Below are 16,099 nucleotides of genomic sequence, written 5' to 3'. Positions count from 1 at the left end.
ATTTCAAGGATGACCGACATTGTTTCAGGTGGCGAGGTCATCTCTGTCGACGATTCGCTGAACCAGTACAAGCGAAACTGCACCGAAAGTGCGGAAGAGCCCCTTTTGCAGGCCGATTGACAGCCTAACCCCCGGATAAGGCTGTGATTAGCCAGATTTAGCCACAAATAGCATGGGCCGCAGTGTGGATTAGCACGGCCTTGCCGAATCTGAAGTGACCCAGCCAGGAGGATCTTCATATGAAGGTAAGCGTACGTCTAAGGCGCGGACATAGTGCTTGACGTCATCTAGCAGGGTGCTGAAAAGGGTAGCGGCGCCGGCGATGGTGTGATTCGCTCGTTCCGAGAGGGACGGAGCGAAGATGCGAGGAAGTGACGCGGCAGCCGGGTCGCTGTTCAGCTACGTGGACTTGGAGAAGCGGGTGCGGACGGATCACCCGCTGCGGGTGATCCGGGGCATCGTGAACACCACGTTGCAGGCGATGTCGGCGGAGTTTGATGCGCTCTACTCGCCGTTGGGCCGGGAATCGATCCCGCCGGAGCGGCTGTTGCGGGCGCTGTTGCTGCAAGCCTTCTACTCGATCCGTTCGGAGCGGCAACTCGTGGAGCGGATCGAGTTCGACCTGCTGTTCCGCTGGTTCGTCGGTCTGGGCATGGACGATCCGGTCTGGGACGCCACCAGCTTCACCAAGAACCGCGACCGCCTGCTGGCGGGTGAGATCGCGACCAAGTTCCTCGCCGCCGTGCTGGCGCATCGGCAGGTCAAGGTGCTGCTCTCGACCGAGCACTTCTCGGTGGACGGCACGCTGCTGGAGGCCTGGGCGAGCACCAAGAGCTTCCGCCCCAAGGACGGCTCCGGGCCGCCGCCCGATGTGGGGCGCAACGGCGAGCAGGACTTTCACGGCCAGAAGCGCAGCAACGACACGCATGCCTCGACCACCGATCCTGATGCCCAGCTCTACCGTAAGGGCCGCGGCAAGGAGGCGAAACTCTGTTTCATGGAGCACGCGCTGATGGAGAACCGCAACGGGTTGATCATTGGTGCCATTGCCACGCGCGCCTCGGGCCATGCCGAGCGGCTGGCGGCGCTGCATCTGATCGAGCCGCACGCGGACCGGCCGCAGCCTATCACTCTGGGTGGCGACAAAGGCTTCGACACGCAGGACTTCGTCGCCGAGCTTCGCGAGATCAACGTCACGCCGCATGTGGCGCAGAACGACAACGGGCGGCGCTCGGCGATTGACGGCCGCACCACGCGCCATCCGGGCTACACGGTCAGCCTGCGCATCCGCAAGCGCATCGAGGAAGCATTCGGCTGGGCCAAAACGGTCGCCGGATTGCGCAAGGCGCGCCATCGCGGGCTGCCCAAGATCGACTGGCAGTTCACCTTCACCATGGCCGCCTACAACCTTGTCCGCCTGCCGAAGCTGCTGGAGCCTGTAACGTGATGCTTGGACTCCGTCCAACTCGCCCCGCCGCGCACGAAAGTGGACGGTGCCCCACAGTTTTCGGTCGGCAAAAGACACGCAGGGTCACGCCAACCGCCAGACGCCCCCTCAATCGCCCATCACTTCAGCAGCCTGCTAGGCGGCGAGCCGCTGGTCCAGCCTCGTGCGGATCCCGTCGACGTTCCAGGGCAGCAACTCTGCGACGCGGTTGACGGGATGATCGGCGATGCGCTCGATCATATCGACGCTATTTCTCTATCTTTTTTGTTGCCTATAAAGTTCGAAGGGCCAAATGTGGCCTTCAGGAGACCAAACATCCGGGGCATCCCCGTCCAAGGACGATCTGAGGGATGCGGATCACCCGACACATGTCGGGCATGAGCGCGGCAGCACCAAGACAGATTGCAGCAAGAGGTAACCGGCCTACGCGGCCGGGCCTTGGTTCCGAAAGGACGCGACATGGTAAGCAAGACACAAATCGAATTCGCGGCCAGTCATAAGACCTTGCCGGATGGCGTCCGGCGCGTCGCCGACGTTGCACCCGACGAAAACATCGAGGTGAGCGTTTATTTGAAGGCGCACCCGCATACTGCGGAGACTGATGAAGCGCTGCCGGCCACCGACCGCCGTGGCGCTTTGCACGCGCGCCGCGCCGAGCAATACAAGGACGACATCCGACTGTTGAGCGAATTCGCCGCTGAGAACGGTCTGACGGTGACCGCAGTCGAGCCTGGTCGGCGTTTGGTGAAGCTGACCGGATCCGCCTCTAAGATGCAGACGGCGTTCGGCACGAACCTTGCCGTCTACGACGATGGCAAGCAGCAGTTCCGTGGCCGCAGCGGCGCTTTGCGCCTGCCGCAGGACGTCGAGTCCGTGGTGGAGGCAGTGCTCGGATTGGATACCCGCCAGGCGGCGGAGCCCCATTTTGTCGTGGGCGGCGCAATCCTGCCCGAGGTGATTATCGGCCACCGGCCGAACACGGTTGGTATAGCCTATGGTTTTCCGACCGGCCTAACCGGTTCCGGGCAATGCATCGGGATCATCGAACTCGGCGGCGGATATCTCGCCGCCGACACTGCCGCAGCCTTCGCCGCCATGGGGCTCCCAGCACCGACGGTCGTGTCCGTCTCCGTGGACGGCGGTCAAAACGCGCCCGGCAGTCCAGACGACGGTGAGGTTGCGCTCGACATTCAGGTGGCCGGGGGTGTGGCGCCCGGCGCCCGCATCGCCGTCTATTTCGCGCCCAACACCTTCCAGGGCTTCGTCGACGCGGTGTCGGCGGCGGCGAACGACGCGGTCAACAAGGCCCACATCATCTCGATCAGCTGGGGCGCCGCCGAGCTGCACTGGACCCAGCAGGCTTGGCAAGCGATGAACAATGCCCTGCAGGACGCCGCGACTCTGGGCATTTCGGTATTCGCGGCGTCGGGCGACCACCTCGGCACTGACGGGGTCGCCAACGGCAAGGCGAATGTCGATTACCCCGCTTCCAGCCCATGGGCGATCGGCTGCGGCGGCACCACCATCGACACCACGGGCAACACCATAAACAGCGAAGTGGTGTGGAACAAAGGCGCCTCCGGCTGGGGCACGGGCGGCGGGATCAGCGATCTGTTTGCGGTACCGGCATTCCAGCAGGGCGTCAATCTTCCGGCCAGCGTCAACGATGGCCAACATAGACGCGGCGTACCCGATGTGGCTGCTGACGCCGACAGGGATAGCGGTTATCTGATAGTTCTAAACGGTCAGACGCTGCCGATCGGCGGCACGAGCGGCGTAGCGCCGCTCTGGGCCGGCCTAACCGCGCTGATCAACCAGGCGGCACCGGCGCCGGTCGGCTTCTTCCTGCCGAAGCTCTATCAGAACCCACAGGCGCTCCGGAATATCACGCAAGGCAATAACAGGCCGGTGAATTCCAATCTCGGCTACACGGCGGGCGCCGGTTGGGATGCCTGCACCGGGCTGGGCGTGCCCATAGGGGGCGCTCTGCTGCAAACTTTCACCGCCCATCTCGTGGCCGGCCCCGTCGGTGTTCTAACCGTCAACCAGCGGCCTTACGCCTTTGTACAAACGCCGAACGGCCATCTCTGGGTGAACTGGTGGGATGGCAGCGCCTGGCACTGGTCCGATCAGGGGACACCCATCGGCGGCTTGGTGGCCGGTCCGGTGGGAGTGTTGACCATGAACCAGCGGCCCTATGCCTTCGTCCGCAGCAACACGGGGCAGCTCTGGGTGAACTGGTGGGACGGCACGGCGTGGCACTGGTCCGGCCAGGGAACGCCGACAGGTGGCACGGTTGTCGATACGGTCGGCGTCACGACTGTAAATCAGCGGCCCTACGCCTTCGTGCGGAGCAACACCGGGCACCTCTGGGTCAACTGGTGGGACGGCGCGGCTTGGCACTGGTCCGACCAGGGAACGCCGACAGGCGGCACTGTCGCTGGCACGGTCGGCGTCACCACGATGAACCAACGGCCCTATGCCTTCGTCCGCAGCAACAGTGGCCACCTCTGGGTGAACTGGTGGGACGGCGCGGCTTGGCACTGGTCCGACCAGGGAACACCGGGCGGCGGCGCCGTCGTCGGGCCGGTCGGCGTCTGCACATTGGACCAGCGACCTTACGCGTTCGTTCAGAGCAACACCGGGCACCTCTGGGTGAACTGGTGGGATGGCGCGGCCTGGCACTGGTCGGACCAGGGAACACCGGGCGGCGGCACCGTCGCTGGCCAAGTGGGCGTGTTGACCGTCCTGGCGTCGCCGCACCCCTTCGGCACGACCGACGAACGGCCATACGCCTTCGTACGGGCCAGTAGCGGCCATATGTGGGTGAACTGGTGGGACGGCGCGGCGTGGCACTGGTCCGATCAGGGAACGCCTACGGCCGGCAGCGTCGCCGGCCCGGTCGGTGTCACCACCGTAAACCAGCGACCATACGCCTTCGTGCGGAGCCAGGACAACCATCTCTGGGTGAACTGGTGGGACGGCGCACAGTGGCACTGGTCGGCGCAATAGTCCGCAGTCGGGTGAGCGCTCGCGTCCGCCGAGAGCACACGATCTCGCAAATCTTGCGAGTAGGTCGGTCAAGGCCGCCAGCTCATCGTCCCTCCAGTCGCAGCCGGAGGCCTATGAGACCGCATGTTTGCTGTCCCTGGCGGCTCGTCCCTCGGCATGCTGCGTCGAGGATTGGATCTATTGGCGATCCAGAGCCTCAAGCATGGGGGACGAGCCGTGGCGGTGCATACGACGACTTATGTGGCGATCGACAGCAGCAAGGAGACGCTGGCGGTGGCGATCGCAGAAGGCGGCTTGCGCGGCGAGGTGCGCTTCTGGGGCACGTAGGCCTGGGCTCGGGCGGTTTGTCGTGCCGACTCACTTGCCACAGCATATGCCGCCCGCGAGCGCTCCTCCGCTTCTTTCGGGGCGCCCACGAGACCGACGGCCAAGATGAAAGCGATAATCGCTATTCAACCAGCGGCGAGGTCGAAAATGCGCGCTGCTCGCGCTCGCCGGCGCGGCTCGATTGCCAACTTGCCGGCAGCCTCTGCCAGTTCTTGCTGCCGCCTAACTTCGATCTGCCGCGACGCCACCTTCACGTCCTCCGTCCGTCGGCGGAAATAGGCAGCTTCTGGCCGCCTCACGACGCCGTCAGGCGGTCCACGCACGGCTCACCGCTCATCGGGATAGACATTACGCCAGCGTCCGTATCAGAAAGTCGGTCCATCAGGAGCTCGATCCATGGATGCGGACGCCCCGGAAATCACGGCATTTAAAGTGGCGCTCAGAGGTCCACTGCTGCAACCCGCGGATGAAACCTATGAAGCGGCGCGCGTGGTGTGGAGCGGCATGATCGATCGTTGCCCCCGCCTCATCGTGCGCTGCCACGGCGTTGCTGATGTCGTTGCGTCGGTCGACTTTGCCCGCACGCACGGCGTGGTTGTTGCGGTGCGCGGCGGCGGCGGGAATTTCGGGATCGTCACGTTGTTCGAATTCCGCCTGCATCCAATCGAACCTGAACTGATGGCCTGCCTGGCGGTGTATCCCGAGTCTCGCGCGCGCGAAGCTATCGCGTCATGGCGCGACTTCATGGCCACTGCGCCCGATCAGCTCCTCGGCAGCCTCGTCGAATTCTCGACCCTACCGAATGATGCAAGCCTGCCACAGGAGGCGCGTGGCGCGCGTGCAATCACGGTGGCTGCCGCCTATGACGGTCCGGCCCGCGAGGGCGAGACACTGGTTCAGCCTTTGCGTGAGCTCGGACCGATGCTCGTCGACTTCAGCTGGAGGATGCCATATTGCGCCCTTCAGAGCATGCTGGACGACTCCTTCCCCAAAGGACATGATCGCAGCTACTACAAGTCGCTCTTTCTGCGGCAGCTCGATGGCCCCGTGATCGAGGATCTGGTAACGCGGGTAGCGGCACGCCCATCAGACATGACATACACGTCCATCTGGGACTTCGGCGGGGCGGTTGCCCGCGTGGCGGCAGATGCGACGGCATTCGGTGATCGAAACAGGCCGTACGTGCTCAGTATCGATACGACGTGGTCAAAGCCGGAAGGCGATGGGCCGAACATTGCATGGTCGCGGAACTTCTGGTCGCACATGCAGCCCCATTCGGACGGCCGCATATATGTCAACTTCCCGGGCCATGGCGAAGACGATGGCCTTGTGCGCACTGCGGTGGGCGCGGAGAACTACGCACGGCTCGTCGCCATCAAGCGGAAATACGATCCCACCAACTTCTTCCGGATCAATCAGAACATTGCGCCCGACAGCCTGCCTCGTCGGCAGCGGTCAGAACATTAGGATAGCGCCAGCAGGTTGCTGAATTTCGGTGCTGGCGGTGCGGGTTGAAGTGCGATTGCCTTCGTGCCTGTCAGCAGGTTGACGAGGTAGGGATGCGCGGGAGCGACGCGGTCAGCGGTAAGCTGTTCAGCTACGTGAACCTTGAGGAGCGTGTGCCTGCCGATCACCCGCTGCGGGTGATCCGGGAGATCGTAAACACGACGCTTTCGGCCATGTCGGTGGAGTCCGACGCGCTCTACTCGCCGTTCGGGCGGGAATCGATCCCGCCGGAGCGGCTGCTGCGGGCGTTGCTGCTGCAGGCGTTCTACACGATCCGCTCGGAGCGGCAGTTGGTCGAGCGCATCGACTTCGACCTGCTGCTCCGCTGGTTCGTCGGCCTCGGCATGGACGATCCGGTGTGGGACGCCACCACCTTCACCAAGAACCGCGACCGTCTGCTAGCGGGCGAGATCGCGATCAAGTTCCTCGCCGCCGTGCTGGCGCAGCCGCAGGTCAAGGCGCTGCTGTCGGACGAGCATTTCTCGGTGGACGGCACGTTGCTGGAGGCGTGGGCCAGCACCAAGAGTTTCCGCCCGAAGGACGGCTCCGGCCCGCCGCCCGATCCAGGGCGGAACGGCGAGCAGGGCTTCCACGGCCAGAAGCGGAGCAACGAGACGCATGCCTCCACGACCGATCCCGGTGCCCGGCTCTACCGCAAGGGGCAGGGCAAAGAGGCGAAGCTGTGTTTCATGGCGCATGCGCTCAAGGAGAACCGGCACGGCCTGATCGTCGGTGCCGTCGCCACCCTTGCCTCAGGCCATGCCGAGCGGCTTGCTGCCCGGCACCTGATCGAACCGCACGCCAACCGCCCCCAGCGCATCACCGTCGGCGCCGACCGGGGCTTCGACACGCAGGATTTCGTCGCCCAGATGCGCCAGTTCAACGTCACGCCGCATGTGGCGCAGAACGACAATGGGCGGCGCTCGACCATCGACCGCCGCACCACGCGCCATCCCGGCTACGCGATCAGCCTGCGCAGTCGCGAGCGCATCGAGGAAGCCTTTGGATGGGCCAAGACCGTCGCCGGACTGCGCAAGGCGCGGCACCGCGGGCTGCCGAAAATCGACTGGCAGTTCACCTTCGCCATGGCCGCCTATAACCTTGTCCGCCTGCCCAGGCTGCTCCGAGCGGCACCATGACGCCCTCAATCCGCCCCCAGCAGGCCGTCCAACGCCAATGCCGCCAACTCAACCGCAACGCCGGCGCCTGACGCACATGAATGTCGCCGAAAAACCAACGACCCGCCGAAAGCCGCACCGCATTTCAGCAGCCTGCTAGAGGGAAGAAATAGGATGGACACGTCAACGGTAACTGGCCTGTTTACCCTTGGTGGCGTGGTGGCAGGGGGGCTTTTCGGCGTGATCGCCAAAATCATCGCTGATGTTAATCAAACGAACCGAGACCGTGAAACTAGGCGCGAGCAGCAACGGTCCGACTTTCAGCGGTGGCAGCGTGAGCAGTTTATGCTCCTGATGATCAACTGTGCGAAATCTGCCAACCTGTACGTCTCGAAGAGGATCGCGGATGGGGGTGACGACGTGGCAGCGCAAAACGATCCAGATATCCGGCAGGCGAGCGCCGAATTGCAGGGATGGCTGATCGCGCTAGCAATTGTCTGCCCCGACGCAGCGAGCGACGATTATCGGAGGCTCTGCGAAAACCTAGACAAGGCGATGTGGCAGGCGGTTCCGAAAATCCAACCCGTCTGGGAGATTCGTCAGCTTCTAGTGAAGCTCGCTGCGCGGTTTAGTGAAAGCTCCTTTCCATCGATTACAGGCGCATAGGCTACATTGCCAGCCACGGATTCTTCAAGAAGGGCGAGATCGCCGACATTTGCTTGCGCAATTTGAGCGCCGATGGCGAGCGGAACACGAGAGAACTTGCCGAACGAGTGATGTGCGAGCGCAACCTGGATCCGAACGACGCTGCGCGGCGCAACTCGGTTGTCTTCAAGGTCGTTCAGGCTCTGCGCCACGCGGCGCGGCGAAAGATCGTCGTCATGGTCGAGAAACGCAAAGGGATTTGCGTTTGGACGGCCGCGGGCTCTGTCGCAAATTTTCGTCCGGCAGCGGTCCAGCGTATGACGCTGACGATGGTTCTGGCGGGACGGCCGACGATGATCGAGTTCAAAGGCAGTCATTTTGAACGGGACGCTATCCTGTGGGGCATCCGCTGGTACGTGGTGTATCCGGTCAGCTACCTCCAACTCGAGGAAATGCTGGAAGAGCGCAGCGTGGTGGTTGACCATGCCACGCTCAATCGCTGGGTCCTCAAGTACCTGCCCTTGCTGGAGAAGGAATTTTTGAAGCGCAAGCGTCCGGTGGGTTCGAGTTGGCGGTTGGACGAGACATACGTCAGGGTCAAGGGCGTCTGGAAGTACTTGTATCGAGCCGTGGACAAGGCCGGCGCGACGGTGGACTTTCTGTTGACGGCCAAGCGGGATCGCAAAGCCGCGTTGCGCTTTCTGCGCCGGGGGATCGGTCATCATGGTATGCCCAGGAAGATCACCATCGACAAGAGTCGTGCCAACACGGCGGCGATCGAGAGCTACAACGCCGAGCATGACGCGGAGATGGAAATCCGCCAGATGAAGTACCTCAACAACATCGTCGAGCAAGATCACCGCGCCATCAAGTGATTGGCACGACCGATGCTGGGGTTCAAAGCCTTCTGGTCAGCCACGGTGACCTTGGCGGGTATCGAGATCATACACATGATCCGCAAAGGTCAGCTGCACACGGCAGGAAATTGGTGTCCAGCACAGCAGTTTTACTCCCTGTGGAGTGCGCCCCTGGGGGTGGACAGAATGAGCGATTTGGTTTGACCCTCATTGCTGGGCTTCCGGAGGATGGAAGCCATGACGAAGCATCGATCCCATAGCGCGGCGTTCAAGCGGCAGGTTGCCGAGGAGTTCCTGGCAGGCGAGACGCTGCACGGGCAGGCGCTCGGCGCGGGAGTCATCGCGCGTTCGCGGGGCAGATGTGCCGGTAATGGCCCGCGCACCGGTCTGCGACGGGAAGCGGGACGAGGACCCGTATCAGCCGCGGCGGTTCCCGTCACGGTCGCGTCCTCGCTGGCTGCGGCTTCCAGCTCCTCGAGCTCCAACTCCATCTGGTCGAGTAGCTTGCGGCCGCGCTCGGGCGAGGCGCCGAAGCGGTCATGCTTGAGCTTGGCGATCAGCAGCTTCAGGTGCGCCACCATCGCCTCGGCGCCGGAGGCCCGTGCCTCCGCCTCGCGACGCCCCGCCCGCTTGGCTGCGAGGGCGGCACGCAGTGCGTCGATGTCGTCGGGCAGCATGTCGGCGACGGGCGGCATGGCGCCGATTCAACCACAGCCCGGCGGTGCTGTGTACCCCGCGCGTGCGGCCGTCTAGCCAGCCGTCCCTGGCCGCCAGGTGCGCTGCGGGTGCTGCCAGTCGATTCCTTCAAGCATGTAACCGAGCTGTGCCGCCGTGATCGCCACCACCCCTCGGCGGGCGATGGCCAGATGAAGCGGCCCGTCTCTAGCCGCTTGGCATAGAGCGACATGCCGAGGCCATCGTGCCAAAGAATTTTCACCAGGTCGCCGCTCTTGCCGCGGAAGACGTAGAGATCGCCGCCGTGCGGATCGTGCCCCAGCGCCTGCTGCACCTGCAAGGCCAGGCCGTTCATGCCGCGGCGCATGTCGGTGCTGCCCGTCGCCAACCAGACCCGTACACCGGAGGGAACCGGGATCACCCGCACAGCACGCCCAGCACGCGGCGCAACGCCGCCGCGCCGACATCACACCCGACCCGAACCGTGGCGCCGTCCGGCAATACGATCTCGATCGTGGCATCGCGACCCGGACACGGCTGGCGCGCCAATGACGGCTTGCTGGAAAGCGGCGGCTCAGCCACAGGCGAGTCCGCTATCCCGTGCACAGGCAGGAACTGCAAGCCCGCCATCGGCGCCAGTGCGCCACTCCGTACCTGGCGCCGCCAGTTCCACAGCAGCCCTCGGCTGACCTCGTGCCATCGCACGATCTCGGCGAAGCACGCCCCCGGCTGCTCCACCTCGGCGACGATACGCAGCTTGTCCTCGACCCGCCAACGACGACGCCGTTCAACCCCGGTGATGATTTCCACCGTCACACCCGCTCCTGCCCTTTGCGGCGCTCGAACAAGCGCCGTTAGGATCAGCAGACCGGTTCAACTCCGCAAGGCGGCGCTCGCCGGGTGGATACGGGAAGAGTCGCCTCTCGGTGGTTGCTACGCCTTGCTGATGTTCCAGAACGCCAACACGTTGGATTTCAGCACGCCGGAGATGTTGCTGCGCCACAGGAACGGCTGGATGAACTGGCCCAGCGGGATGTACGGCACGACCTCCCATAGGCGGCGATGCATGTCCTGCAGCAACGCCATGCGAGTGGCGGGATCCGGCTCACGAATATAGCGCAGGCGCATGTCCTCCTCGGGCTGGTCGCACGGCCACCCGTAGAAATTCTTGCCGTCACACGTGGTGATCGTCGACGGGCTGGTCAGTGGGCTGGAGAGTTGGGCGCCGTTGGCGCTGGTGTGGAACAGGTTCCATCCACCCTGCGCCGGTGCGTCCTTCTTCTGCCGGCGCGTGGCGACGCTGCCCCAATCGGAAAGCTGCAGGTCCACCTTGAAGCCGATCTTCTGCAGTAGATCGACCGTGACCAGGCTGAGCCGCTGATAGGCCGGAATATCCGACCCGCCGATCAGCACTACGGGCGTGCCGGCATAGCCGGATTCGCGGACCAGCCTGCGCGCGAGGTTGAGGTCGGGTTTGCGGAATGCCTCGGAACCGACCTCGGTTCCGTTGGGGCTGCCGCAGACCCAGAACGCATAGCATTCGCGCCAGTTCTTCGCATCGCCATACGCCGCCGACATGTAGTCGACCTGGTTCATGGCGTGGGCGACGGCCTGCCGCGCCCTGACGTTGCTGAATGGCGGCCACAGCGAGTTGAAGCGCAGCACCGCGTAGGATTCCAGTGGCCAGACCTCGCCGATAACGATGTTGGGGTCGTGCTCCACGGTCGTCAGAAGATCGAGCGGCGGGGCATCGAGCATGTCGACTTCACCCCTGCGCAGCGCCGTGAATGCGACCGACGGGTCGGGGATGATGATCCACTCCACACGGTCAACCTTTGCCACCTTGCCGCCCGCAAAGCCGCTGGCGGGCTCGGAGCGCGGGACATACCCGTCGAATTTCTCATAGACCAGTTTCGCCCCCGGTCGGTACTCAGCCTCGACGAAGCGGAAAGGGCCGGAGCCGATGCGGTCGCGCACCGGGGTTAATGGATCGGTGAGCGCGTCCTTCTCCCGCATGATCGCGCCGACGACGCCGTTGCTGCCGCCGAGCAGGAATTCCGTGAAGGCGAACGGCTGCTTCAGGCGGAGGGTGAATGTGCCGTCGTCGATCCGCTCGTAGCCATCGATCAGGTTCGCGAAGATCTGGTTCTGGGTGTCGCGCACGAACATGCGCTTCAATGAGGCGATAACGTCGCGCGTGGTCACCGGCGTACCGTCGTGAAACATCAGGCCGCGGCGCAGGGTGAAGGTGTAGAGCAGCTTGTCGTCGGAGGTTGACCAGGTATCGACCATCTGCGGACGGACGTTCATCTTGTCGTCCCAGCCGAACAACTGGTCATAGATCATGGCGCCGTGCATCGAGGTATTATTGACCTGGGCGAACACGGGATCGAAGGATTGCGGTTCCGCCTGGGGCACCACGCGCAGCACCTTGCGGACTGGCTGCGCCGGGGCGCGGTGAATCCCAGCGCTGGTCAGGATGGTTGCCGCGGCGCCCGCGGCGAAGCTGCGGCGACGGCGCATTGCTCTCCTCCTCGGTGTACCTGCCGGGATTCTGCAAGTGGCGCGATGTTCAGCCGGTTTGCGGGAGGCGGCAAGGAAAACCGTCCAGCGCCCGCTTGAGTAAAGCCGTGCCGCAGCTCGAAGTCGCACTGCTGAACAGCCAGCTTCGACTTAGAACGCCTTTCAAAACCCTTGTACTCACGCGCCGGGTGATTCATGAAGGGGAATGGCCACCCCTCTGGTATCCGACCCGCTTTGGTCGATCATCGAACCGCTGCTGCCTCGCCCTGCGGCAAAGCCAAAGGGCGGTCGCCCGGCGGTGCCGGCGCGTGCGGCGCTCACCGGCATCCTGTTTGTCCTGCGCACGGGCATCCCGTGGGAGATGCTGCCTGCGGAGATGGGGTGCGGATCAGGCGTGACGTGCTGGCGGCGGCTGCGCGATTGGCAGGCCGCCGGGGTGTGGGACCGGCTGCATCGTGAGTTGCTGCACAGGCTGCGCGATGCCGAGCGGATCGACTGGAGCCGGGCCTGCATGGACAGTTCGTCCATCGCCGCCAAAAAGGGGGTGACGCCACCGGCCCGAACCCGACCGACCGAGGCAGGCCCGGCACCAAACGCCACCTCGTCACCGACCGCCGCGGCGTTCCGCTCGCCTTCGTCCTGACTGGCGCCAACGTCCACGATAGCCTGCCGTTCGAGCAACTGCTCGACGCGGTTCCGCCCATCGCCGGCAGGCGCGGTCGGCCACGCCGCAGACCAGACAAGCTCCATGCCGACAAGGCTTATGACCACCGGCGCTGCCGCCGTGCCTGCCACAAACGTCGAATCAAGCCGCGCATCGCCCGGCGCGGCATCGAAACCAGCCAGAAGCTCGGCCGCCACAGATGGGTGATCGAGCGAACCTTCGCCTGGATCAGCCGCTTCCGCCGCCTCGTTACCCGATACGAGCGTAGACTCGACATTCATCACGCATTCACCTCAATCACGTGCTCACTCATCTGCTTCAACGCACTACAAGGAAGGTTTTGAAAGGCGTTCTTAGCCGCCGGCGGCAGTCCGGCCGGCCTCCCCGCTGATATGGAGAAAGCCACCCGGCGCGAGTAGAGGAGACAAGGGATGTCAAGGACGCAGGTCGTCGGAGGATGGCACCAGCGGCTGCGGCGGTACAGGTGACTGCCGCGCCGGCACGCTTCGGGCATGGCCTACCGGAGCGCGGGAGGGTCATCACTGTCCTTGGCGGGACCGGCTTCCTTGGGCATCGGGTGGTCCGGCATCTGCTCAACCGAGGCTTCAGGGTGCGAGCCGCCTCGCGCCACCCGGAGCGCGTGCCGTCGCTTTTCGGGCCGGACGTCGTGGGTGTGGACGCGATCGGAGCCGATGTGAACGACGAGGTCTCGGTCGCCATGGCGCTCGCCGGAGCCTACGGGGCCGTGAACGCCGTCAGCCTCTACGTCGAACGCGGGGGCCACGAGACCTTCCGCGCCGTCCATGTCGAGGCCGCGGCGCGCACTGCCCGGCTGGCGCGCGAGGCCGGCGTAGAGCGCCTGGTCCATGTCTCCGGCATCGGCGCCGATCCGGCTTCGCGGTCGGACTACATCCGCTCCCGGGGTGAAGGCGAGATCGCTGCCCGAGAGGCCTTCCCCAGCGCGACACTCGTCCGGCCATCGGTCATGTTCGGGCCTGACGATCACTTCCTGACGACGCTGGTGAGGCTGCTGCGGACGCTGCCGGTTTATCCTCTCTTCGGCTGGGGCCGGACGTGTCTGCAGCCCGTCCACGTGGACGACGTCGCCGAGGCAATCGCCCGGATCGTCGGGTGTGCAGCCGATGCCGGCCATCCCTGCTACGAGCTTGGCGGCCCTCGGTTGTACAGCTATGCGGAGCTCGTCCGGAGCATCGCCGGCTGCATCGGCACCCGTGCCACGCTCCTCCCGCTGCCGTTCGCGCTGTGGGAAGCCTTGGCCTTCCTGTCCGAGTTCATGCCCGGCGCGTCGCTCACGCGCAACCAGGTCGCGCTTATGCGGCGCGACAACGTCGCCTCCCAGGATCTGCCCGGCCTGCGGGATCTGCACGTCGAGTGGACGGCGCTCGAGGAGGTGGTGCTCGCTATGGCGGGCGGAGGCAGAGCGCCGCGACGCTGACAGGCGGTCCTCGGCGGGGGACGCGGACCAGGACCGCCAGCCGGAGCATGGCCCTCAGTTCGCCGACGAGCTCGATTCGCAGCGGATCGCCGTCGGTCTCAACCAGCGGGACAATCCACCTGTCGATGCGGGCCCCTTGTGGCCGTGTTTGCCATGAAAAGAAGCGTTGATGGCGTCTGAAAGGCGTTCCATACTATTCAATTAAGAAAACAAGACGGCCGTCCCGGAGGGAGATACCCATGGATAGGCAAGTCAATCGACGGAGCTTCATTAACACATTGGGCGTGACGGTTGGCGCAGCCGCCGGGCTGGGGGCCGGCCTGGGGGCGTCGGGCATCGTCCCGTACAGCGTCGCCCGCGCCGGTATCACGCCGAAGGGCAAGATTCCCGACACGCCCTTCAAGACCGGTCACATGACCTTCCTGACCGGGCCAGCCGCGGTACTCGGCGAGCCGTCGCTCAAGGGACACACCCTTGCCGCCGAGGAGATCAACGCCCAGGGCGGGCTTCTGGGCAGCCGCAAGATCGTGACGCTGACCACGGACGAGGCCGCAGGCACCGACGCCGCCGTCAAGGAGCTGCGGCGCCTGAAGCTGTCCGAGAACATCGACATGTTCACCGGAGTCATCTCGAGCGGCACCAGCCCCGCGCTGGGGCCGGTCGCGGAGGAACTCAAGGTACTGACCATACTTACCGATGGCTGCACCGACTTCCTGTTCGACAAGGCGGTGCCGAACCCGAAATATGTGTTCCGGGTCACCAACATCCAATCCGCCGACGGCATCACCGCCGCGATTGGCGTCGCCCAGACATGGCCCCAGGTCCGCAAGATCGCCCATCTGCACCCGGACTACAGCTATGGCCGGAACGCCGCTGAGCATTTCTCGCTCGCCATCGAACGGCTGTTGCCCGGCACCGCGTCGGTTGCCGAGAGCTGGCCGAAGCTGGGTACCACCGACTTCACGCCGCACATCACGAAGACCCTATCGGCCAATCCCGACCTGCTGATCTGCTCGGTCTGGGGAGGCGACTACGTCGCGTTCTACAAACAGGCCCTTCGTTACGGCCTGTTCGATAAGATGAAAGTTGCCAGCACGATCGCGTTCGGCGTCGCGCCACATGCGATCGGCAAGGACCATCCGGAGGGTGTGCTGGCTGGCGTGCACGCCAACTACCACTTTACCTATCCGGGCGGAAATCGCTGGCCGGAGAACGCCGGTTTCGTGCAGCGCTACTTCAAACGCTGGAACGAGTATCCCAACTTCGAGGCGGAAGGCGCCTATACTTCGCTTTATGTGCTCAAGACCGCGATCGAGCGGGCCAACAAACTGGAAGGCGGTTGGCCAGGGGACGAGGCGATTATCGGGCAGATCGAAGGCCTCGGCATGGATACGCCGGCGGGTTATCTCTACATCCGGCCCGACAACCACCAGGGGTACAAGGACACGGTCACCGGATTCTCGAAGAACACGGCCGACTACCCGTTCCCCGTTCTGGATCCCGAGCGCATCATCACCATCCCGATCCGCAACATCAGCGCGCCGGCCGGCTGGCCGAAGCCCGGCACGAGCCATAACGAGTCGACCGCGGCGGCGAACTGGATCAAGACGACCTGGCCGAAGGCCGCCGGCTAGAGCGACATCGGCGCGGATGGAATGCGCAACGCTTCCATCCGCGCCGATGAAACTGCTCGCGGAACATGTACCGCAGCCTGTTCGTCTGCAGCGACGAGGCTGTGGTGTTCTGTTGCGAACTTCGCTGCATGTCGCGACGGACGAAGGGAAGCAGCTGGCTATCGAGAACGACGAGCCAGGTCCCGGACCGCATGTTCGGCGCATGAATTTTTAGTTCGGGACCTCAATTTTTGTT

General features: G+C 64.4%; 12 protein-coding genes and 1 pseudogene. 9 read left to right on the top strand and 4 right to left on the bottom strand.

Annotation, left to right across the window (positions count from 1 at the left end; all coding sequences use genetic code 11):
• Positions 1-361 precede the first annotated feature (361 nt).
• The 6 genes and pseudogenes from OL599_RS23285 to OL599_RS23260 all read left to right on the top strand — a co-directional run bounded on the left by OL599_RS23285 (position 362) and on the right by OL599_RS23260 (position 9,116).
• A complete protein-coding gene (locus OL599_RS23285) occupies positions 362-1,447 on the top strand; it encodes an IS5 family transposase (RefSeq protein ID WP_264716437.1) in 1,086 nt (361 codons plus the stop codon).
• 459 nt (positions 1,448-1,906) lie between these two features.
• Complete coding sequence (locus OL599_RS23280; RefSeq protein ID WP_264716436.1) at positions 1,907-4,459, top strand: S53 family peptidase; 2,553 nt, start codon at positions 1,907-1,909, stop codon at positions 4,457-4,459.
• Positions 4,460-5,182: 723 nt separating this feature from the next.
• The gene (locus tag OL599_RS23275) at positions 5,183-6,253 is read left to right on the top strand and encodes a BBE domain-containing protein (protein ID WP_264716435.1); all 1,071 of its coding nucleotides are present in this window, start codon (positions 5,183-5,185) and stop codon (positions 6,251-6,253) included.
• A 92-nt stretch (positions 6,254-6,345) separates the two neighbouring features.
• Positions 6,346-7,431 carry an IS5 family transposase gene (locus tag OL599_RS23270; RefSeq protein WP_264716434.1) on the top strand — a complete coding sequence of 362 codons (1,086 nt, stop codon included), beginning with the start codon at positions 6,346-6,348 and terminating at the stop codon, positions 7,429-7,431.
• Between the two features lie 153 nt (positions 7,432-7,584).
• Positions 7,585-8,076: a hypothetical protein gene (locus OL599_RS23265; RefSeq protein WP_264716433.1), complete on the top strand. Its 492-nt coding sequence runs from the start codon at positions 7,585-7,587 to the stop codon at positions 8,074-8,076.
• A gap of 332 nt (positions 8,077-8,408) precedes the next feature.
• Positions 8,409-9,116 (top strand): annotated as a pseudogene (locus tag OL599_RS23260) (IS6 family transposase).
• On the opposite strand, the gene OL599_RS23255 reads toward OL599_RS23260, so the two are convergent.
• From OL599_RS23255 to OL599_RS23240, 4 genes are all read right to left on the bottom strand, one after another.
• Positions 9,062-9,589: a transposase gene (locus tag OL599_RS23255; protein WP_264716432.1), complete on the bottom strand. Its 528-nt coding sequence runs from the start codon at positions 9,587-9,589 to the stop codon at positions 9,062-9,064. The pseudogene OL599_RS23260 and the gene OL599_RS23255 sit on opposite strands and share 55 nt — an antisense overlap.
• Positions 9,478-9,942: an IS66 family insertion sequence element accessory protein TnpB gene (tnpB, locus tag OL599_RS26085; RefSeq protein ID WP_347403226.1), complete on the bottom strand. Its 465-nt coding sequence runs from the start codon at positions 9,940-9,942 to the stop codon at positions 9,478-9,480. Before tnpB ends, OL599_RS23255 begins: the two co-directional genes overlap by 112 nt.
• A 62-nt stretch (positions 9,943-10,004) precedes the next feature.
• Positions 10,005-10,397, bottom strand: a complete 393-nt coding sequence (gene tnpA / locus OL599_RS23245) for an IS66-like element accessory protein TnpA (RefSeq protein WP_264716431.1) — start codon at positions 10,395-10,397, stop codon at positions 10,005-10,007.
• A gap of 123 nt (positions 10,398-10,520) precedes the next feature.
• Positions 10,521-12,110 (bottom strand): ABC transporter substrate-binding protein, encoded by a 1,590-nt coding sequence (locus OL599_RS23240; RefSeq protein ID WP_264716430.1) that lies wholly within the window; start codon positions 12,108-12,110, stop codon positions 10,521-10,523.
• Between the two features lie 205 nt (positions 12,111-12,315).
• Here OL599_RS23240 and OL599_RS23235 point away from each other — a divergent pair.
• The 3 genes from OL599_RS23235 to OL599_RS23225 all read left to right on the top strand — a co-directional run bounded on the left by OL599_RS23235 (position 12,316) and on the right by OL599_RS23225 (position 15,864).
• Positions 12,316-13,118, top strand: a protein-coding gene (locus OL599_RS23235; protein WP_264716429.1) for an IS5 family transposase whose coding sequence is annotated in 2 segments (ribosomal slippage) — positions 12,316-12,646 and positions 12,646-13,118 — 804 coding nt in all. Because the reading frame shifts where the segments join, the coding sequence is not laid out codon by codon here.
• A gap of 113 nt (positions 13,119-13,231) precedes the next feature.
• Positions 13,232-14,230, top strand: a complete 999-nt coding sequence (locus OL599_RS23230; protein ID WP_264716428.1) for a complex I NDUFA9 subunit family protein — start codon at positions 13,232-13,234, stop codon at positions 14,228-14,230.
• 239 nt (positions 14,231-14,469) lie between these two features.
• The gene (locus OL599_RS23225) at positions 14,470-15,864 is read left to right on the top strand and encodes an ABC transporter substrate-binding protein (protein ID WP_264716427.1); all 1,395 of its coding nucleotides are present in this window, start codon (positions 14,470-14,472) and stop codon (positions 15,862-15,864) included.
• Positions 15,865-16,099 lie beyond the last annotated feature (235 nt).

This window comes from Limobrevibacterium gyesilva (genome assembly GCF_025989185.1).
In the GTDB taxonomy this organism is placed as follows: domain Bacteria; phylum Pseudomonadota; class Alphaproteobacteria; order Acetobacterales; family Acetobacteraceae; genus Limobrevibacterium; species Limobrevibacterium gyesilva.
This window is presented reverse-complemented; position numbering and strand designations above follow the sequence as displayed.

Excerpts from the sequence above, each read along its gene's own strand:
- OL599_RS23285 (WP_264716437.1), top strand. The coding sequence starts at position 362 with ATGCGAGGAAGTGACGCGGCAGCCGGGTCGCTGTTCAGCTACGTGGAC.
- OL599_RS23280 (WP_264716436.1), top strand. The coding sequence starts at position 1,907 with ATGGTAAGCAAGACACAAATCGAATTCGCGGCCAGTCATAAGACCTTG.
- OL599_RS23275 (WP_264716435.1), top strand. The coding sequence starts at position 5,183 with ATGGATGCGGACGCCCCGGAAATCACGGCATTTAAAGTGGCGCTCAGA.
- OL599_RS23270 (WP_264716434.1), top strand. The coding sequence starts at position 6,346 with ATGCGCGGGAGCGACGCGGTCAGCGGTAAGCTGTTCAGCTACGTGAAC.
- OL599_RS23265 (WP_264716433.1), top strand. The coding sequence starts at position 7,585 with ATGGACACGTCAACGGTAACTGGCCTGTTTACCCTTGGTGGCGTGGTG.
- OL599_RS23255 (WP_264716432.1), bottom strand. The coding sequence starts at position 9,589 with ATGCTGCCCGACGACATCGACGCACTGCGTGCCGCCCTCGCAGCCAAG.
- tnpB (WP_347403226.1), bottom strand. The coding sequence starts at position 9,942 with ATGAACGGCCTGGCCTTGCAGGTGCAGCAGGCGCTGGGGCACGATCCG.
- OL599_RS23240 (WP_264716430.1), bottom strand. The coding sequence starts at position 12,110 with ATGCGCCGTCGCCGCAGCTTCGCCGCGGGCGCCGCGGCAACCATCCTG.
- OL599_RS23230 (WP_264716428.1), top strand. The coding sequence starts at position 13,232 with ATGGCACCAGCGGCTGCGGCGGTACAGGTGACTGCCGCGCCGGCACGC.
- OL599_RS23225 (WP_264716427.1), top strand. The coding sequence starts at position 14,470 with ATGGATAGGCAAGTCAATCGACGGAGCTTCATTAACACATTGGGCGTG.